Source organism: Bradyrhizobium sp. 613_E4_N2_2 (assembly GCF_052075995.1).
Classification (GTDB): Bacteria; Pseudomonadota; Alphaproteobacteria; order Rhizobiales; family Xanthobacteraceae; genus Bradyrhizobium; species Bradyrhizobium barranii.
This window is the reverse complement of the sequence record NZ_CP197234.1, coordinates 2,430,521-2,455,519: the sequence shown is the minus strand read 5'-3', so window position 1 is coordinate 2,455,519 and position 24,999 is coordinate 2,430,521. Positions and strand designations below refer to the sequence as shown.

Below are 24,999 nucleotides of genomic sequence, written 5' to 3'. Positions count from 1 at the left end.
TCGACATCATGCCTACCCATTTTGTAGCTCTGGCGACACACCGGGTTCAGCGCCTTTTGCTTGCCGTTTTGCGGCCCGCCGGCGATTGTTCGGTCTCCTGATAGGCGCTCGCTGAAACTGCCGTCTGATCGTCCGCGAAGGCTCGAAAGCGGACCGGAACGTAGCCGCGCGAAAGCAGGCTCGCCAACGGGTAGACGTTGCGGCAGACGCGGCCGTTGCAGCCGCCGGTCGAGGATTCCATCACCTCGGCCTTGCGATCGGGCGTGAACCGCAGGAACAACATCACGTGCGAGCCCGGCTTGTTCAGCGCATCGCCCGGCCTCAGGTCCCAGGGATTTGCCACGGGGGCTGCGATCGCGGGGATAGCGGCAGTCGTGTAGTGGACGGACAGCCCCCACGCGGCGCTGACGAAGGCCGAACAGTCGACGCCAGCCACATCCGGCCGTGGCGCATTGCGAGTGCACACATTGCCAGCCAGCGTTCCGCTCTCGATCCGCTGCCGGAAGTTCGCGAGCGAACCGTGGCAGCCCCAGCAATAGGGTACGCCGCGGACCTCCTGATTCACCTTTCCCTGCAGATACCACGGCCGACGAACACGGCTGAAGCCGCTGCATTGGCTGTCGGGATCGTTGCCGTAATTCGCCTGCGTCAGCTTCCACTGGATGCCCTCGAACGCAAACGCTGTCTCGATCGCCTGCTGGCGATTGGACGGTCTCACGGCGGCCGACGCGTCAAATTTGACGCCGGATTGCGGTGCCGGCGCGGCTGCCGTTCGCGACGGCCGCACGTCGATAATCGAAGCGTTGGTCAGAGGCCTGAAGCCCACGCCGACCACTTCAATACCGTCCGGTTTGGTCCGCAGGAAATAGACATCGCCATCGCCCGAAACCGTTACGAATCGCCGGGTCAGCGGCGTGTTTTCCAAAGGAAGCTCATAGATTCCTTCGAGACGGCCGTTCGCGGCATAGCGTGCGACGAACGTAGAGGCATTCTTTCCCGATGGCGGGACGTCCTCCGCCAACACATAGAAGCGGTCACTGTTGTCAATCTCGAGAAACTCTACCGTGCCGAGCTGGTTGCGCACCCGCAGGCCGAGCTGGCCGATCGTCTCGTTGGTGACCATGGTCTGGATTTCGACCCGTACGCTGGCATTGCCCTTGTCCGGAATGATGTCGGCGATCACCGAGCCCTTGCTTCGAGTAGCAACATATTGCCGGTCGGGCTGCCGCGTCGTCTTGATGATGGCCGCGCGGGTGTTCTGGTCGAGCAGGTCGGTCGCGCTGCCTGGCGCCTGTGATCCCATCTGGGCAAAAGCGGAGACGGCGACCTGGTCGTCCGTGCCGCGGCTCGAGACCTCTTCAAGCTGGATCACATCACCACCGAGGCCGCGCGTGGATTGCCCCGGCGCCGCCTTCAGCGTCCGTACGCCGCCGTCCCAAACCATGATGTCGTCGTTGTGGACGACGAGATCCGTCGGCTGGACGTCTTTCGGCATATTGAGGACGTCAGGATCCGAGCTCGGCTGTTTCGGATCAAATTGGAGGATGCGACCGTTGATCTGATCGAGCACAAACAGGTTGCCCTGCCCATCGGCGCTGAGTGCTTGCGGTCCCGCGAGTTCCACGTCCTCGCTGGCCGGGACGATGCCGACCATGGAAGCAGCCGAACCGCCGGCAAAGCTGCGTACAACGGTATCGTCGGCGTACGCCTTGGTTCCAAGAATGCCAGCGCCAACAATGAAGACCCAGATCCAATGATTTGGACGAAGCATGTTCGCCTCAATGTACCCCGAACCGATCGCCGCGTCGGATCGACTAATCCGAGATGCCGTTGATGCGGCGCGTCAATTAGTGGTGAGCAATCTCAATCACGTTCAATCTATCACTGGACGGTGATAGTCCGAATGTCTTCAGCTTGCGGTGCAAAACATGGCCCGGAATAGATTTGAGCAGGTGAGCGAAGTCCAGCCCGACGCGATCACGCTTGTCCTGAAACGCGACAATGACGGCATCTCCGGATCGATCGTGCTGCCGGCCGCCGCGAGCGGGGGACGGCTGACCACCGACCAGGTCAGCGCGCAGTTGCCGGCTCAGGATGCTTTTCGCGGCGCGATCCGGCTGGCAAACGACGTAAAGCTCGCGCTCGTAGTGTGCGATCCAGACGGGGTCTGGAAGTCCGAGTGGGGCGATCTTTATCAGCCGATCGATTGACCCGCATCGGATGGAACCAGCATATGCTGCGACGCCGCATCGAGACTAGCTTGTCGAACGGACCCTCCCCCCGACCATCGTTCCGGATACGGGCCTTGATGGTCGCGCTGCTGGTTGCGACGGGCTGGCCGGCACGCGCCAACGACTCGGCTGCGGAATTGTCGATCGGCGGGCTCCAGTTCGTGCGCACCAATGACGTGGCCATGGAGAGCGAGAACCTTCGTATCGCGCTCGACAGGATTAGCGTTCGCTACCAATTCGCCAACGTCACCGCCAGGCCGGTCACGCTTACCGTTGCCTTTCCGCTGCCCGACATCGACCTGTCGGAGGCTGAGAACATCGCACTGCCGTCAAATGATCCGATCAACTTCGTCGACTTCGAGACCAAGGTCGATGGCAGCCCGGCGCCGCTGACCGTCGATCAGCGCGCCATGGTCGGCAACAGGGATGTCGGTGCCCTGCTCCGCGAACTCAAGTTGCCGCTGCTGCCGATTGGTAGCCGCGAGATCCGGGTGAACGACCTGCCCGAGGCGACCCGGGCCCGGCTCGTGGACGACGGACTTCTGATACCTGCGGGAAAGAGCGACAACGGCCGGCAGCAATATGCGCCGGGTTGGGTTATCAAGACCTCGGCCGTGCGCCAGCAGGTGTTTCCGCCCATGCGCACCGTCTTGGTCGAACACCAGTACCGGCCGAGCGTCGGCTCCAGTCCCGACACCATCCTGCGCTCGAGCCTCCGCCGCAGCGGCGCACTCGCTCAGGAAGTCGCCCGTTACCGGAAAGAGTACTGCGTCCAGGATACGTTCCTCGCCGAACTCGACAAGCGCGCGGGCAGTAACCAAACCAACAGCGCGAAGCTGCAGGAGCGGCGCATTTCGTATGTGCTCAAGACCGGCGCGAATTGGGCCGGGCCGATCCGCTCGTTCAAACTGACTATCGACCCAGGCGGCAGCGACCGCTTGGTGAGCTTCTGTCCCGGGCGGCTAAAGGCATCGTCTGCTACTGGAAAGATGCTTGAATATACAGCAAGCGACTTCAAGCCGGATGCCGACCTGAAAATCCTGGTGATCGGAACATTCTGAGCGTGCCGGTCAATTGGTGAGCAGCACGTAGCGCGCGGCCGCGATGACGGTCACCTTGTTGCGCTGAGCCTCGCTTAGCGCCTGCAGAAAGAACGTGTCGGCAGCCATCGGTCGCGGCTGGCGCAATGAGTCCAGAACCTGCGGAACCGCCACGACCAACAGCAATTGCGGACCGCTCGCGCGCGCTGTCGGGAGCGTAAACGAAAGTGAGTCGATGCCCGGCTTCAGAAGGTAGGAGAGGCTCTGGACTTCGCCGCGATCTGACACCATGAGCAGCTCGACCACGCGGTTGGCAAAGTTCTCAATGGTCCCATTGAGGGTTTCGCCGCCCTTCAGCTCTGTCGCTGACAGGGTGATGCGTGGCATTCGCGCCTGATCGCTCCCGACCTGACTCAAGAACTTGACGGCAGGGCATTGCGCCTGGGTCACTTGCCTGACGCCGACCGAAGCTTCGAAACCCTGCTCACGCCGAAACGCTTTGTCGAAGGTGTCGAATGGGGCGGTCGAGGCACCGAACCCTTCGATGACAGCCGCATTTGGGCTCACAGCAATCGGCAAGACAAAGAAGCAGTCACCGCCAGAATATTGGGCCACGTATTTGCGGATGCGCTCAGCTCGCCCCGGCCCATCGAGCGCCGGAGACGGCGTTGCCGTCGGCTGCGCGGACAACTTCTCTGTCTCTTGGCGTCCGGGCTGTGGTCCAGCGGGCTCGACCTTCGGCGGCACCATTGTTCCAGCGAGTTTCGGAGGTGGCGGCAAAACCGCTGTGCCGGGCGCTGACCAGACCAGCTTGTAGAAGGCATATCCGCCACCGCCGACCAGCATCAACAATGCCGCCACGCCCGCCCCCAGCCAGAGGCCGCGCGCGCTCCGCGCGGTCGACGGCATCCTGTCCTGCGACGCCGGCGCCGCGCTTTCCGGCCGCCGTAGCGGATCGAAGCCATATAACGGCGCGGCCGGTGTCTGGGCCGAACCGGTTGGCGTCCAGTTGGCGACCTCCCCCATGGTCGGGCGCAATGCCGGATCAGGCTGCAGCATCCGCTCCAGCAAAGGCCGGATTCGCATATCCACCGCACCGAGATCGGGCATACGCCGTCGCTTCTCCACCAGTTGAAACTGGCTGCCGCCCATGTCGAGTTTCTGCCCGGTCAGCGCATGGAACAGCACAAGACCGAAGCTGTAGACATCGGATTTCGCAGTCACGTCATTGCCGTACAACCCAACCTGTTCCGGCGATGCGTAATTGTCCTTGCCGGCGAAGCCCGAGCCGATGATGGTCTTGTCACCCATCTGGGTCGACCGCGCGATGCCGAAGTCGATGATCTTGGCCCGCCTGACGTCGTCGAGCGGAACGATGATGTTGTCCGGAGAAACGTCACGATGGATGATGCCGTGCTCATGGGCGGCCTCCAGTCCCGATGCGACGCGCTGCATCAGCCTGATCAGCGCCTCGAAGGCCAACGGCCCATCATCGAGCATGTTAGAGAGCGAGCGGCCATTCACGAATTCCATCGCGAGATAAGGTCGCTGCAGCACCGGCTCCACGGTAAACAGGAAGTAGCGAACGATCGCGTCATGCGGAAGATTGTGGAGTGCCGCGGCCTCTCGACGGAACAGCGCGAGCGCCGCCTCGTTGTCAACCATGTCGGGCAGCAGCATTTTCACCGCAACAGGCGATCCAGTCTGGATCTCACGGCATTTGTACACCTCACCCATGCCGCCCGCGCCGATCACCGCTTCGATCTCGTAAATGCCGTTGAGACGCGTGCCGGGCGGCACGCCGTGATAGGACGATCGGAACGGATCGTTCGGGGTCATGGTTGCGGCTCCCGATTGAGCGGAGATCTTGTCGCCTCCTGAGATCGTGGCGTCAGCAGTCGCACGATCACAATCGTCACGTTGTCGAGCCCGCCACGATCAAGAGCCAGCGCGAGCATGTCATCGCAAGCCGCCTGGGCGCGTCGCGTAGCCGCGTGCTGCAGGATCTCGTCGTCCTGCACGTGCCTGGTCAGGCCATCGCTGCAGATCACGAAGATATCCTCCGGCTCGGCCGGGCCTGTCACCACCTCAAATTCCGGATCATCGGCGACACCGACGGCACGAGTAATGGCATTGCTCGGCCAATCATTCACGTCTTCGCGCGAAAGCGCACCTTCGGCGATCAGTTCCTCCAGTTCGCTGTGATCATGCGACACTTGGCTAATTGCGCCACGACTGATCAGGTAGACCCGGCTGTCACCCGCCCATATGCAGGCATAGTAGCTATCGCGAACGAGCAGAACCGCCGCTGTGGTCCCGACGGTGGCCCCCTGTCGTTCATGACTTAGCGCCAGTATCTGCTGGTTTGCGCTGAACAGCCGTTCCTCGCATTCCGCCAGCAGGTCTGCGGCTGATTCTGGCGTGCCGATCGCGTCAAGCGACTGCACGACAATGCGACTGGCGAGATCGCCGGCCTCGTGACCACCCATACCGTCGGCGACCGCCCAAAGGCCGACGTCGGTTCGTACCAAACATGAATCCTCGTTCCGCTCCCGCACCCGTCCGGCATGGGTGACGCTACCAACATCGAACAAGGATGGAATATGCACCATCGCGTGTCATCCATTCCCGGATGCCGCGTGGCCGAGATCACCGGTCAGCAGCGTGATGTAGTGAAACGGATCTGGTAATCCGCGGCAACTCAGCGCCACTGGCGGAAAGCCTTCCCCTCCGGCGGTCCACCAGAAGCTGGCCGCGGCGTAGACCTGTGGGTTGGCGGCGCAAAGTGCTGCAAACGACCCCGCGAAGGCGTCGACCGCCGAAGCCCTTCCCATTGTCGCACTACCAAGCGACGTGATCGCCGGACCGCCGGCGATGGTCTCCTGCAGTCGTGGCACCGCAAGCTGATCCAATGCATCGGAGATCTGCTCGAAGGTTGCCGCCCGATCCAGGGTCGAAAGCATGAACGCCTCCACTTGCCCGAACCATTCGTCCTGCGGATCAATGCTCGGCGGCGGCAGCGAGACGGCCTCGCCGGTCACCGCATGCAGGGTCAAGGGATAGTATCGCCCCACCCCGTCGAGCGAGGGCATGATCGCACCCGCCACTGTCGTGCCGCAGATCGCGGCGCCGAGCCAAAACCGCCAGACCGGAGCGGTCAGAAAGGCCTGCTGCCATCCTGGGCCAAGCTGGTGGCGACTTGCTGACAGCGCGGCCTGTACCCACGGCTCCCAGGCTTCCAGGAAGCTGCGCGGGGTCGCGATCGCGATGAAATCGCGCTTGGCGCCGATCTTGCCGAATAGCCCGCAACGCATGGTCATATCCCGGTCGGGCAACGAAACTCGCGCAGCACTGACAGATTCAGCGGGTTGCGCAACGACCCAGTCGAAATTTGATAGTTGAGCTCGCGCCCCGCGACGATGAAAGTCGCGCTGGCCGTTTCCGCTTTCACAACCAATGAGCCCGCCTCTAGCATCCGAAATAACGACCAGGGACCAATGCGCTCGAGCACGGATGGCGCGCCGGTGTCGTTACTAACTGAAATTGCCGTTCGCGGCGCTGGGCCCGGCCATAGGACGGTCGTTGGCGAGTTGCTCTGAGGCGGTGGTGGTGGCGGTGGCGTCGGTTGCGGACCGCCGAACAAGGACGACGTGGCCGGTCCGGGAATGGTTGGGCTCGCAATCGTGGTGCCGCCGATCTCGGTCTTAACGGTCACGCCTGGCCCCGGTGCCCCAGGAGGCCGGATCGCGAAAGAAACGGCGGGCACACCGCCGCCCGTCTGGAAGAACGCATCCCGGATATAAGCCGCATTCTGGAATTGTTTGAGCGTGTCGGGCGAGAACGACCGACCAACGGGGCTCTCCTTGCGCCAAGCCCAGTCCGACCGCGACGTGTCGGCATAAGGTGCCAGGTACTGGGTGAAGAACTTGTCCATAACGCCGTTCGGACTGAACAATTTGGCAAAATCCGCCAGCGGGACTTCCTGGCCGCTGCTGCGGACAAACGGGTAGCGGTTGGTCACGGTCTGTTGGCAGACCGGCGTGACCTGATCGCGCAACGTTTGCAGGATTTGCCCAGCGGTTGAAGCCGCGATGCTGCCTTCGAACTCCGCGGCTGCAGCGCGCAGCATGTCGGAGAATGGCGGCGGCATGCGCGAGGCATTGTTGCGGAGCGCTGCGACCTGGGTCTGAAGCGCAGCCGTGGCCTGTGCTGTCAGTTGGGGATTCTCGATGATCAACGTCAGGTTCTGCGCGATGTCGTTCAGGTTCGCGACGGTCGAGTCGATCGGCCGGCGGGTGCTCTCGCCTTCGAGCGCCGCGTGGTAAGGTTTGAACTGTGCCTCGATCGTCGCGCCAGGCGGTCCATCCTGGGCATTCGTGAAGAGTGCCGGCGCCGGTGCGGCAGCTGGCGCCGAAGCGTTCGCCGGCTTCGCCCGTTCCTTGGTCAGCACCGTCTCATCGCGCACCGATTCCAGAATTTGCCGCATCGGCGAGGTCGGCGCCGAAAGCGCCCGCAGCACCTCGTATTTCGGCTTGTCGGCGAGCAGCTTCTTCAGGCGCAGGCTCCCGAGCGCCGTTCGCCAGGTCGTCACGAAATCGTTGGAATAGATGTTGAGCAGATCGCCGGCCAGATTGTCGTACTGCTGGTCGATGGCCGACTGCTGGCCTGCATCACCCAAAACCCATCGCTCCCGCTTCATCCGCTCAGACAATCCGGACAGCCGGGCGACGAACTTCTGATGGAAGCCGTTATACGTGAAGAACTCAGGTACCCGCACCGCGTCCAAAGGCTGCCCCGTCGTGGTTTCGAACACGACACCCATGTCGGGTCCGCCATGGCGGCTAGCGATCCAGTCGCCAGCGGTCGATGCGCGAGCCTCCGATTTCAGAAACTCGTAGGCACGTTGCGACACGCTCAGGCGCGCCAAGGAGCTCTGGGCCTGCTTGATCAACCGGCCGTCGAGTTCGACCAGCGGCTGCTGCTCGGTCTCGAGGTCGAACATTGCCACGAGGTTCTCGTCGAGCAGACGCCGCCCTTCCGCGTTGGTGGCGCCAGGATAGAGGTTGTCCGCCCAGTCACGTTGCATCCAGGAGCGGATCAGCTCGCGGTCCGGCGACTGCAGGCCGCCGACCATCAGATAGACCTTGAGCGCCTCGTAGACGAAGGCAGGTTCGTTGATGCGCGCATTGAGCTGCTCCTCGAGGCGATACAGCAGGCGCGGCCGGAACATGCGCTCAAGCGCCGTATGATAGGCCGCCTTCGAGGGCGACAGCAGCCGGGCGTGCTGACTGAGCCCGTAGCGAGCCGACAGAGGCACCGACTCGCCGCGCGATCCGTAGCCTGCCGGGGCGTTGCGCAGCCGGTAGAGCAGCGGCAGCACCTTGTCGAGATCATGATCGGCAATCAGCGTCTGCTTGATAAGTGGTGCGCCGGCGGCCGCATACTCGCTATCCGCCTGCAGGCTTTGCTCGATCAAATCGGAGTTCCGCTTGTAGCTCATCAGCCAGGCTGCGATCAGTCCGATCGAGACCAGGCCGATCAATGACAGGGCCGCGGTTTTCAGGATCAGCGCGCGGCGCACCGCGGCACGGTCGGTCGAGACCCAGTCGGCCTCGCCGATGATGACCTTGGAAATCAGATCGGCGAGGAAGAAGCTCTTGCCCGTGCCCGAATAGGATCCGGAACCGACCTCCTCAGCGCCGAACGTACGTGCCAGCGACCCGATCAATTGGTCGATCGGCGTGCCCTGCTGCGTACCCGAGGTGAAGTAGAAACCGCGCAGGTTCGCGTTCACGTGATAGCGCGTCGGCTCGAAGATCTGGTTGAGGAAGTCGTGGATCTGGGGCTTGAGCCGCGCCATCTGTGCCGGAAAGCCGAACAATTGCACGCGGTGCTGGGGCGTCGGCTCGTCCTGCAGACGGTCGAGCGTCTCCTCGCTCAGGCGCTCCAGCAGACGGTCGAACTCGACCGGGATCTGCCCCACCAGATTCTGGGTCTTGTCTGCGGTCTGGAACGTGGCACCCCAGACCTGGCGGCGGCCGGCCTCGCCGAGATAGGCGAAATACTCGGTGAAGCCGGCAACGAGATCGGCTTTGGTAAATAGCGCGTAGACCGGGAAGCTGACCTTGAGCCTCTGATGCAACTCGAGCAGGCGCATCCTAATGGCATCGGCGTGAAGTGCGAGTTCCTGCTTCGGCAGCGTCAGGATGTCTTCGATACTGATGGCGACAAGGACGCCGTTGATCGGCTGGCGCGACCGGCTTTTCTTCAGGATGTCCAGGAACGCCAGCCAGCTATCCTTGTCGGCCTTGCTGTTGGAGTCCTGGGTCGTGTAGCGGCCGGCGGTATCGATCAGCACCGCCTCCTCGGTGAACCACCAATCGCAGTAGCGCGTACCGCCGACCCCCGCGATCGCTGCGGGCGTCGCCCCGCGCGCGAGCGGAAATTTGAGCCCGGAATTGACCAGCGCCGTGGTCTTGCCGGCTCCGGGCGGACCGATGATGACGTACCACGGCAGATCGTAGAGATAGCCCGACTTGTTGCCGCTGGCGGTCTTCAGCGTCGCGAGCGCATCCTTCATGCGCTCCTTGAGCACCGGTTCATCGCTGACGGGCTGGTCCGCACCAGCGATGCCATCGGCAATCTCCTTGGCACTCTTGCGCCGCTTGAACAGATTGAGGCCAACAATGCCTGCCACGACCGTGGTGAGCAGCAGAATAGCGATCTGCCGGACGATATGGTTCTCCAGCGGCCGCCAGTCGCCGAACGCGATGAAGGGACCGGCGAGATAGATCACCGCTCCGAGCGAGCTGAGCCCTACTCCGTAGAGAACGATGCGAAGAATGTCCTTGGCAAGCATCTAACCGTACCTGTCGCAAACCACCTGACCCGGCGGTATCTGCCTATTCGCTGCGTTCGATAAAGATCTCGACGCGCCGGTTCTTGGCGCGTCCCTCGGGTGTCGTGTTGCTACCGATTGGCGCATCTGCTCCTTTGCCCTCGACGTCGACGCGCGAACCATCGGTCAAGCCAGGCTTCAGTGCCGCGGCAACCGCCTTGGCGCGCTCGACCGACAACTCGAAATTTGTCGGGAAGCGGACTGTGCGGATCGGCGAACTGTCGGTATGGCCAACGACCCGGATCCGTCCCGGCTCCTTGTCGAGGGTTGCCGCGACGCGGAGTGCGATCGGCTTGAAGCCGTCGAGGATGGTCGCCTGGCCCGACGCGAACAACGCCAGGTCGCAGACCCTGATCACGATGAAGCTCGGGGTCTGGTCCGCCGTCATGGCACAGGCGGTGTTCTCCTTCGCGAGCGCGTTGCGGATGCGTTGCAACTGGGTGATGCGATCCGGTGGCGGCGGAGGTGGCGGCGGCGGCGGCGGTGCAACGATCTGGCGCTTGAGCTCGATCGGGCCGGCCGGATGGAGCGCGAGCGCCACCTCGGCAGCATTCTCTGCCCGGCCAGCGAGGAGCGTCCGCAGGACGAAGTAGGACCCGGTCAGCAGCGCGGCCACGACAGCCGCGACGAGCCAGACCGGAACGCGCAGACGCTGCCGGCGCCCCGCCAGCGCTTGCCCGCGCCAGTTGGGCGACAGGTCGCTCATCGTCTTCGGCCGGACCCGGCGCAGCAATTCATAGAGGTTACGCTGGATCAGCTGCAGGTTCGCAAGTCCGCCCCCTGACGTCCGGTGAATGCCCTGAAAACCAAGCGCAAGGCAGGCGTGCTGAAGTTCGAGGACCGGATAGTTGACCAGTGGATCAACCTTCAAATGGTCGAGAATCTCAAAGAAACGGACGCCGCCGACACGCTCGCCGAAGAACCGGCTCAGCATCGAATATTGCGTCCAGACGTGGCGCTCCTCGGTCGGGATGTGCTGCACGATATCGTCGGCAGTGGCACACAGGATGTATTTCGCTGTGTTGGCCTGGTGCTCGGATATGCCCGCGGAACGGATGTCCTTCTCGAAGAACTTGATCGCGTCTGCAACCTGCTCCATCAAACTCGCGAATGACGCGCGCATGAGCGCCACCCGCAACCGACCAAGCAGCTGCAGCAACGGGCCCGCAGCGCGCATCACTGGATTGGCATTTGGCGCGACGAGATCGTCGACGCGCAACGGCGGTCCCGGCGGTAGCATGGGCTGCTGCGCCTGGGCTGGCGCGGGTGTCGATATCCATTCCTCAGCGGGATGGCTGGCCGGCGCGGAGGCGTAGTTCGAGCCCTGCGGGACAGGAGAAAATGATGACGGTGGCGCCGGCGCGCCGGGAGAGGGTACCGGTGATGGCGAATAGCCTGGACGTGCCGCAGGGCCCTCGCCCGGCGGAGGCTGAGAGGTCGGCGCCGGCGGCAACTTCCCGCCGGGGTTGGGACGGATGATCGTCCGTTCGCCCCGACCGAAAGGATTGACCGGCTTGTCCCTGTCGCTCATGGCCTGTCTTCCAGGATGGCCCAAAGATACAGCTCAAGCTCCGGCCAGTCGCCGGAGAAATGCATTCCGATCGAGGCCGCCGTGCTGAACTCGGGCCACAGCGGCGACTTGCGGTCGAGATAGAAATAGACGTGATCCGTGATGGCCCGGATGTGCGGCGGCGGCGTCGGCAAATGCGCCAAGGTCAGGCCCGGCAGGTTTGCGTGCACGATCTCGTTCATCTTGGTGTTCGGCCCGACCTTGAACAGGTGCGGGAAATCGTTCTGGATCTCCACGAGCGGCCGCCGTGCGGCAACCTCCAGCACCAGGGTCGCGTTTCGGAATAGCGCGCGATCGCGGATCGGCGACACGAACGCATTCTGTGCGCGCTCGATGATCTCCAGGCGGATTGCCCGCCGGCCCAATCGCGCGCTCAAGAAGTCCTGGATGTCGCTCACCAAGGGTGTGAAGACGTTCTCGAGATCGTCGTGATCGTAAGCCGGATAGTTGCGCGCCCGCCGTTCCGCCGTAGAAAATGTCGCAAGTTCGCCCGCGAATCTCAGCAATTCCTCGTACAGGCGCTCGGGGTGCACGCTGCCGGAGCGCTGGAAATGAGTCAGGACGGGAATGGTACGGTTCAGCACTTGCAGGACCAGATAGTCGACACTCTGCAACCCACCGCCGGATGACGGATCGACCGCGTAACGCGCCAGCTCGTCGAGTTTCGTCTCAACCCAGCCGATGATGCGGTTGAGCCAGCCATCGATGATCGGATGCGCGGCGCAGATCAGCATCGGCGGCACGAATTTATCGTCGAACAGGATGTTCTTGTCGCGCACCTCGAGAATGCGCGCGATGCCGAGGCCCATGTATCCGGGCTTGCTGCTCTTGCGCAGTTCGAACGACAAGCGCGGATAAGCGATGTCGATCTCTTCCTCGATGCGTAGCGCAGAGGTCGAGTCAATGAAGGTTTCCGAACTACGAACATAACGACTGGCGCTGTCGGTGCGATCCTCGTCGACCTCGCGGGTGTTTGGCGCCGCGACCGGCATCATCAGCCAGACGACCTGGCCTGCCGCCGTCTCCGGCACATCGATCGCTTCGGGAATTTGGCTGTCCGCAGGGATATCGAACGGCGTACCGTCCGGCATGACGCCGGACGCATTGCGCACCGCGAACTTGCTCTGTTCGGTAAGATCCTTGTCGATCTCCAGCTGGGCAAAGCCCCACGGGTATGGTGTCGTGTAGCGAACGCGCTTTTCCAGCAAGTGTTCGATGTAGCGGTCGTTCTGCTGCAGATGATGCGGCCGCAGAAACAGACCTTCCGACCAGAAAACTTTGCTGTACCAAGACATTCCTACATCCACTTAGAAATTGTCGGCAGCCGCGTGGTCGCCGATAGTTTACTTTGAACCGGGCTTGTCACCGCGGTCGTAATAGTTCGAGAAATGCAACATAAAGGTTTCGATCGGCGCGCTGTTGTCGCGGCCGAGATGCGCCTTCCACCGCGTCAAGAACTCGTCCCAGAGTTTGCCCTTGTTCGTGCCGAGCCAGGAGCTTGCGCCACGCTGAAGCTCGAGCTCGCGGGCCATCAGCGTCGGATCTATGCCCGCAATCAGTTCATGGACAGCGTGCTGCATCGCCATATAGGTCTTCAACTGATGTGACTTGAGATCACTGAAGCCCTGCGCAAAGGCGCGCTGTGTGTCGAGGTAGCTGCGCGTCGGCGGCCCAAAGAGAATGCGCATCGCTTCTTCCGAGGTCGGCGAGAACTTCAGCGGATTATTTTCGAGGGCTTGGACGGTGGTTTGGCTAGTGCTACGGGTCAGCTGCTTGGCTTGGGTCCGCGCCTGCAGCAGCGCCATCAGATTATCCACGGTCATACGCAAGATGACGCCAAGCTGTTCGGCGAGTTCGGCATCGGACTTGCTGGCAAAGAAATTGTCCGGCAATCCTGCAGCGCGCGCCACCAGTCGCGCGAACTCGGGACCGCCGACTGGCTTGGCCGTGACAGGTCCCTCGTCTGCCGCTTGCGCCGGGCGCGATGGCGATGCTGGCGGCTGGGCAGCGGCTGGTTCATCATCAATCCATACCGACGGCCGGCGTGGGGTCGGCATGATGGGCGGGCGCTCGACTTGCGGTTTCGGCGCGTTGGCTGGACCGGCTGCCCAGTTCATGTCGTCGTCCTGCTCGGACGGTTGGTACGGAGACGCCGGCTGTGACCGTCGGAATGGGTCTACACCAGGTGCCGGGACGCTCGCCGCCCAATCCAGGAACCCCGGATTGACGGGCCGCGCAGCCTCGCGTGGCTTCTTCAGCAGTTGCGGATCGATCGGCGGCGGAATGTCACGATCGGCTGTCCAAAGCTCTCCGTAGTCGGCATGCTGCTGGACCGAGGGTTCGCGCAGTTGCGCCTCGTGGTTTGGGCTGCCCCCGCCAGCCTCATTCTCCAGCGAAACTCCGATGATGTAGTGGCCGATCGTGAGTCGGTCACCGTCGCGCAAGCGGTGCGGCCCCCGCATGCGCTGGTCGGCACCATTGAGAAAGGTGCCGTTGGTCGAAACGTCGTGCAGCCAATAGCCACCGTCGCGAAAGTGCACCTCGCAATGCTTTCCGGAAATCGTCCGCGCCGGATCCGGCAGCGTCCAGTCGAGGTGACGGTCCCGGCCAATATCGACTGAACGCCTGCCGGTGACCGTAAACGACACAGGTCCGCCATCCGGAAGGTTCGGTTCGTTCTCGATATTAAAGCGAAGCACCATCACATCGTCTCGTTAGCGCGGAGGGCGCGGTTCGCCGCGTGCCAATTGAATACCATCCTCTAGGCATGACGTCATTATCCGGTCCCGGGCGTCACGGGGGAGCCGGCAGAGGCCGATCAGCAGTGCTGCACGCACCGCCCGCGCGGCCTGATCTGGCTTAGCTTCCACGGGCGCAAATTCCGGGGGAACCACGCTTCCGCCGGACCAGCCGGCCGCCAGCGCCAGCCATGTCGCCGGCTGCTCGGGATCATTGGCATTGCCGACAGCCAGCGCCTTGTTCCGGGACTGCTCGTCCGGTTGCCGGACCCAGGTCTCCACAATATTGAGCGACCTGGTATCGCTGGCGTCGAAATGGTCGAACATCAGTCGCAGAGAGCGACATCCCCAGGCAACTGCTACGCGCCTGGGAAGCAGATAGGCACAGTAAGACACGGCCGGGTGCCAATTCCGCGCATCGGCGGCCTCCTGAAGGAAGTCCAGCGAAGGCTTGTCAGCGTCGGCTTTGCCGACATCATAACGCGCCAAGGGATAGGCCTGAAACAGATCCTGAACCGTACCGAACCGAACTTGTCCCATGACCGTCAACCAACAAGGGTTGGAGTACCGTGGGCGACCAGCGGACCACCGGCAGCAAGCGCCATGCCGGCCTGCGCCGTCATGGCGATCGTCGGCGCGTTGATGACGATGCCCGCCGGGGTCAGGATGATCTGACTAGGACCCACCTGTAGGGTGATGTTCGCATTGGCCATGAGCGTGATGCTGAGGCCTGCATTGACAGACTGGTCCATGGCCAAAGTGATGTGCTGACCACCCAACTGGATATCGAGCTTATCATTGCCGTTCTTGAGCGTGGTGTTGCGCGTGTCGCCGCCAAATGCAGCTTCGCCGATGGTACGTGTCTCGGTGTCGCGGACCGTTACGTCGTGGTCCTTCTCGGCATGCACCGTGATCTTCTCGGATCCCTTCTTGTCCTCGAAGCTCCACTCGTTGAAGCCGCCGCCACCTTTGGTGGAGTCCGACTTCAATCCCCCGATCGTCTTCTTCGACGGCAGATCGTAGGGCAGCTTGTATTCGTCGTTGTACACGGTGCCGATCACCAGGGGCCGGTCCGGATCCCCCTCCAGGAATTCGATAACGACTTCCTGTCCGACGCGCGGGATGATCTGACCGCCCCAGCGCTTGCCAGACCAAACCTGAGCCACGCGCAACCGGCACGACCGCTTCTTCTTCCGATCCCAGAAAAAGCGGACATAGATTTCGCCCAGGGACTCGACGTCGATTTCCTCGCTCGAATTATCGTCTTTGGTCACCACCTTGGCCGTCTGGATGCCGTTGATTCTTGGCTTCGGCGTCATCATCAGCGCTCGAAACGGCCGATCGCTAGGCAAGAACTCGTAGCTGCCGAAATAGACGTGTTGCCCTGCGTCGCTCGGACCGCCGGTGCGATAGGATTCGATCGAGAACGAGTGCACAGCTCGCACCACGAGGTATTCGACGTTCTGCGAGTCCTTGGAGTGCTTTTCGAGCTTCGTCAGCCCGCCAGGGAACAGGTTGACGGCGTCGCCATTGCCGCGGCGACGCCGATCCATCGCTTGCTCTGCCTGGAGCTGGATCTTCGCGTAGCGCTCCCCGTCGGATTTCTCCTTGAACTTCCCGGGATAGTCGTAAAACTCCATCTCCGACCGAGTGTAATGCTCGGAGCCCTTGGCGTCGCTGATCATCTGAGCGTTGGGCTTCTGATAGTTGTAATCGTTGAGTTCGATCTTGCCGGTACGAAATCGCCGCTCCGATACCCATTCATAGATGTGCTGCTCGCCTCGCCGGTCGGCACCCGCCAGCGGGATGTAGGGAATCGTAGCAAGACCATTGATCGGACTGTGCGACGATTTGGAGTCCGCCAACACCAGCGTGTGCTTGCCGCCCTCATGCTTGAAGAAGTAGTAGATGCCGTGCTGCTCCATCAGCCGGCACACGAAGTTCATGTCGGTCTCGCGGTACTGAACGCAATATTCGAGCTTCGGACAAGAACCCTCTTCGGTGAGTTTGGATTCATAGTCGGTGAAGCCGCGTTCGTTGAAGACCTCTTTGATGATGTCGGGCGCCTTCTTGTCCTGAAAGATCCGGCAATCGGTGGTTCGCGACAACAGCCATAACCAGGGCCTCAGCACGATCCGGTAGCTGAAATAGTCGTTCTTCACCCCGAGCCACTGGGCCTCCGTCAGAATGCCGCTGAACTCGCGCTCCTTTTCATGCAGCTTTATGGTCAGCGTGCACTGCTGGCCGATAGCGCGGTCGAAGTCGAGGTCGGCATCCTCACTGAGACACTCGATGCGATACTCGAACAGTTCGCTGAGACCTTCCGAGCCTTCGAATCCGGCAAAAACCAAAACGTCCTTGCCAAGAGGCGTCTTGAGTTCGCAGAGGCGGGTATCCTGAGTAAGCTGGCCCATGTGGGCTTAAACTCCCTCCTTCGATCGAATGACCCGCTGCAAAAAAGCTGATCAGACGTTATGCAAGAACGACGGAAATCCTGCGTGCCGCCGGCTGTGCCGGCAAGCCCGCCCCAGGGCTGGGCTTCCTGACGTTCCACAACGGCCGCCAAAGATCTACCCCGGGCCATCAAGTAGTCGGCTCCAAGAGCTTGCCGGTTCACGCGAAAATGGCATGATCTTCGGGAATGAACCAAGGTCGGCAGGCATCTGACCCATAGGTATAGATTCCGGATCATGCGCCCCCGCGCGATCCCCTAGTCGCCACGGGCTCGGCAGCGGGGCCGTGATCGAGCAGATGGACGGTCCGCATATGCTTGACGTCGCCTCCCTGACGCAGCCCATTGCCGCTGACGATCCCTGCGGACCGGATCTCGACGCCATCGGAGACGTCCAATATCTGAACTTCTTCGCAGGTGCGGAATCGCTGCTACCGATGTCGTTCTTCGAGGTCGTCAATGCCAACGGAGAGCGTGGACGCTTCGATCCAAAAGCGGTCGATTTTGCCGGCCAGTTTGCCGCCGCGCAGCCCATTCTGGCGCGTACCCGCGATCTGCGTCTGAACCTGCTGCTGGCCAAATTTTCAATCCTCAACCGCGATCTCGACGGCTTTCTCTGCTGCCTGAAGGCGACCAACCTGCTGCTGCGCGAGCAGTGGGAAGCGGTGCATCCGAAGGGCGAGGACGGCGACTACGCACTTCGCGCCGTCACAGTCGAGGCAATCGACGTGTTCCCGACCGTGATCAACCCGCTCCAGTTCCTTCCCCTGATCGAGAACCGCAGACACGGCAACCTCAACTACCGTGCCTATCAGATCGCTCACGGCGAAATTCCCGCCGGCGACGCCGACGCCGACGGGCCTGATCTGGCGGCCATCGAGCGCATCGTCAGCGAGACAGATCTCGACACTCTCAAGGCAGCCAGCGGGCGGTGCTCTGCGGTCGCTGCTGAAATCGCGGCCATCAAGCAGACCTGGCACGAGAAGTTGAACGCGGGGCAACCGATCAGCCTCGACAGGCTCTCTGGCTTGGTTAACGGCATGGCTGCCTGGCTTGCGGGTCTTGTCGCGTCGCGCGATCCGGCCGCGATCGCCGCAACCGCGGAAGATGTCGGTCCTGTCGATGCACAGGCGCCGTCAGACACGACCGGTGTGGTGACTTCATCCGCACAGGCATCTGCAGCGCTTGCAGCAGTGGCAGACTATTTTGCCCGAATGGAACCGTCCAACCCGGCACTGTTGCTGGTGCGTCAAGCGCAGGAGATGGTCGGCAAGTCATTTATTGAAGTCATGCGGATGCTGGTGCCTGCGCACGTGGGGAGCGCTGCGATCAACATCGGACGCGACAAGGTCTTCGACCTGCCGATCGAACGGATGGCGGAACTCGCCACGTCATTCTCATCGACGGCCGAGAACAACACCCAAGACATTGTATTTTCAGTGGAAAGCAGAACGCAAGCCTTGGGCCTGCTGGCGAAGGTGGCGTCGTTTTTCCGAACCGCAGAGCCGTCCAGCCCCATCCCCTTTTTGGCAGATCGCGCGCGCGACCTCGCGCAACGAGACTTTCTCAGCCTTTTGAATGATGTTCTTCCTGAGGGAGCGCTTAAAACAATCGACAGATCGCATTGAACCCAGCTTTCGCTCGAGGGCACTAAATGGACACAAGGATGTTTGCCGACCGCAGCAACTTGAAGTCCCCTAGCCGATCTGCGTCGCGCAAATTCGACGTCTAAAGCGATTTCGTAGTGAGGGAACCATGGCTACAGATAGCGGTCAAAAATTCATTCGTCGAAATCGCGCACCACGCGTGCACATCACATACGAAGATCCTTACGACGCCGAGCGGCTGATCGAACTGCCGTTCGTCATGGGCGTCCTCTCCGACCTTTCCGGCAATAACCCCGGCGTCGAGAAGACGAAGGTCGAGGAGCGCAAATTCCTCGAGTTCGATATGGACAATTTCGACAGCCGCATGGCGGCAATCCAGCCCGGCGTGACGGCGCGCGTCGCCAATCGTCTCAGCGACGGATCAGACGAAAAACTTTCGGTCAATCTGCGCTTCAACAAGATGGCCGACTTCACTCCCGTGGCCGTCGCCCGCCAGGTGCCGGCTACAGCCAAGCTGCTCGAGGCGCGCGAACAACTTGCCAACCTGCTGCGCTACATGGATGGCAAGGTAGCCGCCGAGGATCAGCTGAAAAAACTTCTGGCCGATCCTCAACTGATGGCAGCGCTTCGGGAACGCGCGATCAGCCAGTCGACCGAACCTGGCACCGAGAGCTAAGGAAGGAACGGGGACCATGGCAAAAGAAGCTGTTCACAAAGAGAGCACCACCCAGGTCAAGACCGTCGAAGCTGACGAGTTTGCCACTCTGCTGAAGCAAAGCTTCAAACCGCGCACCGAACGCGCAGCGACCGAGGTCGACAACGCGGTATCCACGCTCGTTCAAGAGGCATTGAAAGACTCGAGCGTCATCAAGTCGGACGTGCTCGACACGATCGAGGAGATGATCGCGCGGATCGACCAGAAGCTGACCGCGCAGATGAACGAGATCATTCACGCACCCGAATTCCAGGCGATCGAAAGTACTTGGCGGGGCCTCCACTACCTCGTCTTCAACTCGGAGACCGACGCCAACCTCAAGATCCGGGTCATGAACGTCTCGAAGACCGAGCTGTATCGTAATCTGCGGCTTTACCCCGATGCGCGCTGGGACCAGAGCCCATTGTTCAAGCAGATCTACGAATACGAGTTCGGCCAGTTGGGCGGCGAGCCGTTCGGCTGCCTTATCGGCGACTACTATTTCAGCCACCTCCCCACCGACGTGCAGTTGCTGCGCGATCTCAGCAAGATCGCCGGCGCCGCACACGCCCCCTTCTTCAGCGGCGCCGAGCCGACGCTGATGGGAATGGACTCGTGGACCGAATTGTCCAACCCTCGCGATATCGGCAAGGTGTTCGACACGCCGGAATATGCCGCATGGAAGGGACTGCGCGACCAGGACGACTCGCGTTATCTCGGCCTGTGCATGCCGCGCGCGCTGGGTCGCCTCCCCTACGGCGCGAAATCGGAGCCTGTGGAAGAGTTCGCCTTCGAGGAGGAGACAGACGGGCACACCGGCGACAAATACGGCTGGATCAACGCGGCCTATGCGATGGCGGTCAACATCAACCGCGCCTTCAAGGAGTTCGGCTGGTGCACGCGCATCCGCGGTGTGCAATCCGGCGGAGAGGTCATCAATCTGCCGACGCACACATTCCCGACCGACGACGGTGGCGTCGATCTGAAATGCCCGACCGAGATCGCCATCAGCGATCGCCGCGAGCACGAACTTGCAAAGGCGGGTCTCATCCCGCTGATCCATCGCAAGAACACCGACAAGGCCGCCTTCATCGGCGCCCAGTCGCTTTACAAGCCGAAGAAGTATTTCGGCGAGAAGGGCGTGGATGCAACCGCGTCCGACAACCTGTCGTCACGTCTGCCCTACATGTTCGCAGTGTCTCGCTTTGCGCACTATCTGAAGTGCATGGTTCGCGACAAGATCGGATCCATGAAGGAGAAGGATGAGCTGACGGTCTGGCTGCAAACCTGGATCAACGAGTACGTTGATGCCAACCCAGCCCTATCGTCAGAAGCTCAGAAAGCGCGCAAGCCGCTGGCCGCTGCGAAGGTAGAGGTCATAGCAAACGAGGAGAACCCGGGATATTACAACGCGCGCTTCTTTCTTCGTCCGCACTTTCAATTGGAAGCGATGGATGTCGGCCTCAGTCTGGTTTCACGCCTGCCAGGTCCCAGCTCCTGACGCTGCAGCATCGCAACCGTACACACAGAAATTTGAGAGGACCATGCTATGGCTGTCGACATCTTCCTGAAACTCGATCCGATCAAGGGCGAGTCGCTGGACGACAAGCACAAAGACGAAATCGATATTTTGAGTTGGTCGTTTGGCGAGAGCCAGACCGGTACCTTCCACAGCGGATCGGGCGGCGGCGCCGGCAAGGTCAGCGTGCAGGATCTTCACTTCACGCACTTCGTTGACAAGGCCACGCCGGAACTTTTCAAGGTCTGCGCAAACGGCAAGCATATCGACAGCGCGATCCTGACGGTCCGCAAGGCCGGCGAAAACCCGCTGGAATATCTCAAGATCGAGATGAAGCAGGTTCTCGTGACGAGCGTATCGACAGGCGGATCGCACGGCGAAGATCGCCTTACCGAAAACGTGAGTCTGAACTTCGCGAAGGTCAAGATGATCTACAAGACCCAGACGGAGAAGGGTGGCGCCGGAGCTTCGCCGACGTTTGGCTGGGATGTTCCTGCCAACAAGGAATGGGCCTGATTGTCGGCCCCTCGCCTGGCGCCGGTTGCGATTGGCGAACCGGCGCCAAGCGGTGCGATTTTGATCGCACCTCTCGTCAGGCCCGGTTGCGGGCCCGAAAGCCTGCTGGGCGACGCCAAGTCGGACACCAACGCGCGCCCCCCGGGATTGCATGCGAGTTGGGCGTCATGGGGACCGTGAATGACCATTGCACGAAAGAAGGATCGGCTCTCTCCCCCACTGATGCTGGCATTTCGCTCAGCCCATGAAGCGCGCGACGCACGCAAGAAGCTCAATCTACGCGATGAGTCTGGCGAGCGGGTCATTGCAGGGCGGCGGAGCGCGGGCCGATTTCCAATCTCGGAAACGTTGCTCCGGCGCGAGGTCTCCCATGACCTCGAAACGCTCCTCAATACCATTGCCCTGGAATCGACCCTGGATCTGAACGGCCACGATTGCGTCCGAACCTCAATCCTGAACTTTGGCTTCCCTGATATTGCCCACCGTTCGATCGACGAGGTCGCCGACGACGAGCTCACCGACGCGTTGCGCGAGACGCTCACGACTTATGAACCGAGGCTCGATCGCAACACCATCCGGGTCCGACGCGACGGCTCGGTCGGCCCCGAGCAACTCAAGCTGCGCTTCATCGTTCACGCCGACCTGAAGGCCGAGCCGCTCAACGTCCCCGTGGAGTTCGTCGCCGACGTCGACCTCGACAGCGGCGATATCCAGATCAACCGACTTTAGCATGAACCGCGAATTCCTGGATTTTTACAATCGTGAACTGTCACTGCTCTACGAGCAGGCCGGGGATTTCGCCGAAGAGTATCCCGGCATCGCAGAACGCCTCGGTGGGCTGATCCGGGATCGCTCTGATCCCATGATCACGGGATTGCTGGAAGGTGCCGCATTTCTCGCCGCTCGCGTTCAGCTCAAGCTCAAGCACGAATTCCCGGAATTCACTGCAAACCTGCTCGAGCAACTGGTTCCGAATTACCTTGCCCCGACTCCGTCGGCCATGCTGGTCACGGCACGCCCCCCCTATGCCGACCCAGCGCTACGCGATGGCAAGAAGATCGCGCGCGGCGCCTATTTCGACGCCACCTATCGCGAGAGAGAACGAAGTCTCTCCTGCCGATTTCGACTTTGCCGCGATATCGCTCTTTGGCCATTCGACGTCACCGGCGCCGAATACTTCTCGACGGCAGGCGCGCTGCAGGCGCTCGGGATTCCCGTCGGCGGCGACGTCATCGCCGGGCTCAGGCTGTCGTTGACCCACCGTACCGCGGCCCGGCTCGATGAGGAGCTGCCGGACGCGGAGGCCAGGGCCAAGCCGGAAACCTGGTTTGCAGGCTGCCGCACGAGCGAACTTCCGATCTACCTTTCAGGCGCGGAATCCGACGCCATTGCGCTTTACGAGCAATTGATCTCGAACTGCAAGGGCGTCTACTTCCGGCATCTCGATGATTTCGGCGATCCGGTGGTGACTCGTGCGCCCCATGACTGCGTGCAGCAGATTGGTTTCGACGAGGACGAGTCGCTGTTTCCCAACGACAACCGGGTCTTTCGCGGCTCGGAGCTGCTGCGGGAATATTTCATGTTTCCACGCAAGTTCCTCGGCTTCAACCTGACGGGACTTCGCAGCGTGATGCCACGGCTGCGCAGCAAATCGATCGATATCGTCTTCGCTTTCGATGAACACAATTCACGGCTTGCCGCCGCGGTGCGGCCCGATACCTTCAGGCTCTATAGCGCGCCGGCAATCAACCTGTTCGAGAAGACGAGCGATCGCATCCCCGTCAAGTCGAATACGCACGAGTACCATGTGGTGCCCGATCGCAGCCGCTATCTGGAATACGAACCGCACCAGGTACTCGAAGTCTACGCGCACTTTCCGGCCGACAAGGACAAGCGGCCGGTGCGCCCGCTGTATTCGGCCGCCGTCGACCGGACCAGCGGATCGGTCGAGGGGCTTTATTTCACCGTTCGACGGTTGCCCCGGCGCCGCACAGTGGGAGAAAAGACGTACGGCGCATCATCGGACTACACCGGGACGGACATGTTCCTGTCTCTGCTGGAGCCCGGTGAACTTAGCGGCGAAGGTGCGGTCGCCGAACTCAGCGTCCGGGCGCTGTGCTCCAACCGGCATCTCACCGAACACTTGCCGGTCGGCCAGGGCGGCGCCGACTTCCGCCTGTTGGACGATACTTCCCTTGATCTGATGTGCGTCGCCGGTCCCACCCGACCACGCGAACCGATCGTGGCCCAATTGCGCAGCCGCAGCGAGATCGCGAACAGCGGAATCGTCAGCTGGCGGCTGATCAACATGCTGAGCCTGAACTATCTTGGCCTCGTCGAGCGCGGTGGCGGCAAGAACGCCGGAGCCCTGCGCGAAATGCTGTCCTTGTTCGCCGATCAGTTCGACGACGCCACGGAACGCAAGATCCGCGGCGTGCGCAGCATAGAAAGCCGGCCGGTCGTACGGCGGGTGCGCGAGCGCACCGGCAGCGGCGCAGCGCGCGGCCTGGAGATTACCATCACGCTCGACGAGAAGGCATTCGAGGGCAGCGGCGTGTTCTTGCTCGGAGCCGTGCTGGAGCGCTTCTTCGCCGACTATTCGGGCTTCAATACCTTCACACAGACGGTCGTCTCGACGCCGGAGCGCGGCGAGATCATGCGTTGGCCGCCGCGCATGGGCACGCGGAGACCTCTATGACGCTGATCGACCAGATGAAGGCGGAGCCCTGGCGGTTCGATTTCTTTAATGCGTTGCGCCAGCTCGAGCGCGCCAACTCGGATCGACCGCGGATCGGTGACAGCGCTGCACGCCGCGAGGAGTATATCGACCTCGGCCAAGTGCCTTATCTGGAGTTCCCCGCCTCCAACCTTGCGGCCGTCGACGACGTGGGTGGCCGGCTCAGGATACTCGTCAAATTTCTCGGTCTCCTGGGGCCGCAGGGCGCGCTGCCGCTTGCCACCACCGACGAGAGCCTCAGTTGGTGGCTGATGCGGGATGACGCCTTCCCGCGCTTTCTCGATCTGCTCAACGGACGCTTTCTGCAACTCTTCTTTCGCGCCTGGGCCGATGCGCGGCCGATCGCTCAGCACGACCGTCCGGCGGATGATCGCTTCATCGCCTATGTCGGCTCCTTCGCCGGCCTCGGCTCCGACGTTTTCGCTGATCGAGACACCGTACCGGACATGGCGAAGCTCAGCTTTGCCGGACTGATCTCCCCCAGAGCGAAGTGTGCGTCACGGTTGACGCGGTTCCTGCAGGGGCTGTTCGACGTCAAGGTCGAGATCGACGAATTTGTCGGCACCTGGCTGTCATTCGACCCAAGTCATTGCAGCCGGCTCGGCGGAACCCATGCCAGGCTCGGCCGGGACGCTCTTCTGGGCTCACGCGTGTTCAGCGTCGAGGACAAGATCAGGGTGCGGGTCTTTGTCAAGAATTTTACCCAGTACGAACAGTTCTTGCCGACCGAAGCGCGCAACTTGTCGGAGCCTCTGGCGGACGCCGTGTTCTTCTATATCGGCGACGAATTGGAATGGGAGGTGGAGCTCGCCATTCCAGCGGGAGAGGTCGTCCCGGTCAGGCTCGGACAGAGCGGACGACTTGGATGGACCACCTGGGTCTCGCCGAACTGGACTTCCACGGAAGAATATCGCCGCGATGCCCGCTTTCAGCTCAGCGAGCGCTTGAGCGCCCGTCGGGCCGCCGCAGCCGATGCCTCGGCGATTTGAACCTATCC

The 24,999-nt window shown here is 61.9% G+C and carries 19 protein-coding genes; 9 read left to right on the top strand and 10 right to left on the bottom strand.

Annotated elements, in window-relative coordinates; genetic code table 11:
* Positions 1-46 precede the first annotated feature (46 nt).
* Positions 47-1,771: a hypothetical protein gene (locus tag AB7290_RS11585; protein WP_063981825.1), complete on the bottom strand. Its 1,725-nt coding sequence runs from the start codon at positions 1,769-1,771 to the stop codon at positions 47-49.
* Positions 1,772-1,928: 157 nt separating this feature from the next.
* On the opposite strand from AB7290_RS11585, the gene AB7290_RS11580 reads away from it, so the two are divergent.
* Positions 1,929-2,210: a hypothetical protein gene (locus AB7290_RS11580; protein ID WP_028156828.1), complete on the top strand. Its 282-nt coding sequence runs from the start codon at positions 1,929-1,931 to the stop codon at positions 2,208-2,210.
* A gap of 98 nt (positions 2,211-2,308) precedes the next feature.
* Entirely contained in the window at positions 2,309-3,292 is a 984-nt protein-coding gene (locus AB7290_RS11575; RefSeq protein ID WP_441254526.1) for a DUF4424 domain-containing protein, read from the top strand.
* A 9-nt stretch (positions 3,293-3,301) separates the two neighbouring features.
* On the opposite strand, the gene AB7290_RS11570 is transcribed toward AB7290_RS11575, so the two are convergent.
* From AB7290_RS11570 to AB7290_RS11530, 9 genes are read right to left on the bottom strand one after another with little or no spacing between them, the layout of a single operon-like run.
* Entirely contained in the window at positions 3,302-5,110 is a 1,809-nt protein-coding gene (locus AB7290_RS11570; RefSeq protein ID WP_441253417.1) for a protein kinase domain-containing protein, read from the bottom strand.
* Positions 5,107-5,883 carry a PP2C family protein-serine/threonine phosphatase gene (locus tag AB7290_RS11565; protein ID WP_014493500.1) on the bottom strand — a complete coding sequence of 259 codons (777 nt, stop codon included), beginning with the start codon at positions 5,881-5,883 and terminating at the stop codon, positions 5,107-5,109. The genes AB7290_RS11570 and AB7290_RS11565 overlap by 4 nt, the downstream gene beginning before the upstream one ends.
* A gap of 6 nt (positions 5,884-5,889) precedes the next feature.
* Positions 5,890-6,591, bottom strand: a complete 702-nt coding sequence (gene tagF, locus AB7290_RS11560) for a type VI secretion system-associated protein TagF (RefSeq protein ID WP_441253416.1) — start codon at positions 6,589-6,591, stop codon at positions 5,890-5,892.
* Entirely contained in the window at positions 6,588-10,130 is a 3,543-nt protein-coding gene (gene tssM, locus AB7290_RS11555) for a type VI secretion system membrane subunit TssM (RefSeq protein WP_063981821.1), read from the bottom strand. The genes tagF and tssM overlap by 4 nt, the downstream gene beginning before the upstream one ends.
* A 43-nt stretch (positions 10,131-10,173) precedes the next feature.
* Entirely contained in the window at positions 10,174-11,700 is a 1,527-nt protein-coding gene (tssL, locus tag AB7290_RS11550; protein ID WP_063981820.1) for a type VI secretion system protein TssL, long form, read from the bottom strand.
* Positions 11,697-13,034: a type VI secretion system baseplate subunit TssK gene (gene tssK, locus AB7290_RS11545; protein WP_014493496.1), complete on the bottom strand. Its 1,338-nt coding sequence runs from the start codon at positions 13,032-13,034 to the stop codon at positions 11,697-11,699. Before tssK ends, tssL begins: the two co-directional genes overlap by 4 nt.
* Before the next feature lie 48 nt (positions 13,035-13,082).
* Positions 13,083-14,441 carry a type VI secretion system-associated FHA domain protein TagH gene (gene tagH / locus AB7290_RS11540; RefSeq protein WP_063981819.1) on the bottom strand — a complete coding sequence of 453 codons (1,359 nt, stop codon included), beginning with the start codon at positions 14,439-14,441 and terminating at the stop codon, positions 13,083-13,085.
* A 12-nt stretch (positions 14,442-14,453) separates the two neighbouring features.
* Entirely contained in the window at positions 14,454-15,017 is a 564-nt protein-coding gene (locus tag AB7290_RS11535) for a DUF6931 family protein (RefSeq protein WP_063981818.1), read from the bottom strand.
* Positions 15,018-15,022: 5 nt separating this feature from the next.
* Complete coding sequence (locus AB7290_RS11530; RefSeq protein WP_063981817.1) at positions 15,023-16,891, bottom strand: type VI secretion system Vgr family protein; 1,869 nt, start codon at positions 16,889-16,891, stop codon at positions 15,023-15,025.
* A 352-nt stretch (positions 16,892-17,243) separates the two neighbouring features.
* On the opposite strand from AB7290_RS11530, the gene AB7290_RS11525 reads away from it, so the two are divergent.
* The 7 genes from AB7290_RS11525 to tssG all read left to right on the top strand — a co-directional run bounded on the left by AB7290_RS11525 (position 17,244) and on the right by tssG (position 24,991).
* Positions 17,244-18,557, top strand: coding sequence for an ImpA family type VI secretion system protein (locus AB7290_RS11525; RefSeq protein ID WP_085402486.1), 1,314 nt, complete (start codon positions 17,244-17,246; stop codon positions 18,555-18,557).
* A gap of 127 nt (positions 18,558-18,684) precedes the next feature.
* Positions 18,685-19,212: a type VI secretion system contractile sheath small subunit gene (gene tssB / locus AB7290_RS11520; protein WP_028156839.1), complete on the top strand. Its 528-nt coding sequence runs from the start codon at positions 18,685-18,687 to the stop codon at positions 19,210-19,212.
* Between the two features lie 16 nt (positions 19,213-19,228).
* On the top strand, positions 19,229-20,731 hold the full coding sequence (gene tssC / locus AB7290_RS11515) for a type VI secretion system contractile sheath large subunit (RefSeq protein ID WP_071911365.1): 1,503 nt from the start codon (positions 19,229-19,231) through the stop codon (positions 20,729-20,731).
* A 48-nt stretch (positions 20,732-20,779) separates the two neighbouring features.
* Entirely contained in the window at positions 20,780-21,265 is a 486-nt protein-coding gene (locus tag AB7290_RS11510) for an Hcp family type VI secretion system effector (protein ID WP_014493489.1), read from the top strand.
* 180 nt (positions 21,266-21,445) lie between these two features.
* Positions 21,446-21,994 (top strand): type VI secretion system baseplate subunit TssE, encoded by a 549-nt coding sequence (tssE, locus tag AB7290_RS11505; protein WP_094184183.1) that lies wholly within the window; start codon positions 21,446-21,448, stop codon positions 21,992-21,994.
* Between the two features lies 1 nt (position 21,995).
* A complete protein-coding gene (gene tssF, locus AB7290_RS11500) occupies positions 21,996-23,963 on the top strand; it encodes a type VI secretion system baseplate subunit TssF (RefSeq protein ID WP_085402421.1) in 1,968 nt (655 codons plus the stop codon).
* Positions 23,927-24,991 (top strand): type VI secretion system baseplate subunit TssG, encoded by a 1,065-nt coding sequence (gene tssG, locus AB7290_RS11495; RefSeq protein WP_063981814.1) that lies wholly within the window; start codon positions 23,927-23,929, stop codon positions 24,989-24,991. The genes tssF and tssG overlap by 37 nt, the downstream gene beginning before the upstream one ends.
* Positions 24,992-24,999: the final 8 nt, after the last annotated feature.

Excerpts from the sequence above, each read along its gene's own strand:
- AB7290_RS11535 (WP_063981818.1), bottom strand. The coding sequence starts at position 15,017 with ATGGGACAAGTTCGGTTCGGTACGGTTCAGGATCTGTTTCAGGCCTAT.
- tssL (WP_063981820.1), bottom strand. The coding sequence starts at position 11,700 with ATGAGCGACAGGGACAAGCCGGTCAATCCTTTCGGTCGGGGCGAACGG.
- tssE (WP_094184183.1), top strand. The coding sequence starts at position 21,446 with ATGACCATTGCACGAAAGAAGGATCGGCTCTCTCCCCCACTGATGCTG.
- tagF (WP_441253416.1), bottom strand. The coding sequence starts at position 6,591 with ATGACCATGCGTTGCGGGCTATTCGGCAAGATCGGCGCCAAGCGCGAT.
- tagH (WP_063981819.1), bottom strand. The coding sequence starts at position 14,441 with ATGGTGCTTCGCTTTAATATCGAGAACGAACCGAACCTTCCGGATGGC.
- tssB (WP_028156839.1), top strand. The coding sequence starts at position 18,685 with ATGGCTACAGATAGCGGTCAAAAATTCATTCGTCGAAATCGCGCACCA.
- tssK (WP_014493496.1), bottom strand. The coding sequence starts at position 13,034 with ATGTCTTGGTACAGCAAAGTTTTCTGGTCGGAAGGTCTGTTTCTGCGG.
- tssF (WP_085402421.1), top strand. The coding sequence starts at position 21,996 with ATGAACCGCGAATTCCTGGATTTTTACAATCGTGAACTGTCACTGCTC.
- AB7290_RS11525 (WP_085402486.1), top strand. The coding sequence starts at position 17,244 with ATGCTTGACGTCGCCTCCCTGACGCAGCCCATTGCCGCTGACGATCCC.
- AB7290_RS11565 (WP_014493500.1), bottom strand. The coding sequence starts at position 5,883 with ATGGTGCATATTCCATCCTTGTTCGATGTTGGTAGCGTCACCCATGCC.
- AB7290_RS11575 (WP_441254526.1), top strand. The coding sequence starts at position 2,309 with ATGGTCGCGCTGCTGGTTGCGACGGGCTGGCCGGCACGCGCCAACGAC.
- tssM (WP_063981821.1), bottom strand. The coding sequence starts at position 10,130 with ATGCTTGCCAAGGACATTCTTCGCATCGTTCTCTACGGAGTAGGGCTC.
- AB7290_RS11510 (WP_014493489.1), top strand. The coding sequence starts at position 20,780 with ATGGCTGTCGACATCTTCCTGAAACTCGATCCGATCAAGGGCGAGTCG.
- AB7290_RS11530 (WP_063981817.1), bottom strand. The coding sequence starts at position 16,891 with ATGGGCCAGCTTACTCAGGATACCCGCCTCTGCGAACTCAAGACGCCT.
- AB7290_RS11570 (WP_441253417.1), bottom strand. The coding sequence starts at position 5,110 with ATGACCCCGAACGATCCGTTCCGATCGTCCTATCACGGCGTGCCGCCC.
- AB7290_RS11585 (WP_063981825.1), bottom strand. The coding sequence starts at position 1,771 with ATGCTTCGTCCAAATCATTGGATCTGGGTCTTCATTGTTGGCGCTGGC.
- tssC (WP_071911365.1), top strand. The coding sequence starts at position 19,229 with ATGGCAAAAGAAGCTGTTCACAAAGAGAGCACCACCCAGGTCAAGACC.
- AB7290_RS11580 (WP_028156828.1), top strand. The coding sequence starts at position 1,929 with ATGGCCCGGAATAGATTTGAGCAGGTGAGCGAAGTCCAGCCCGACGCG.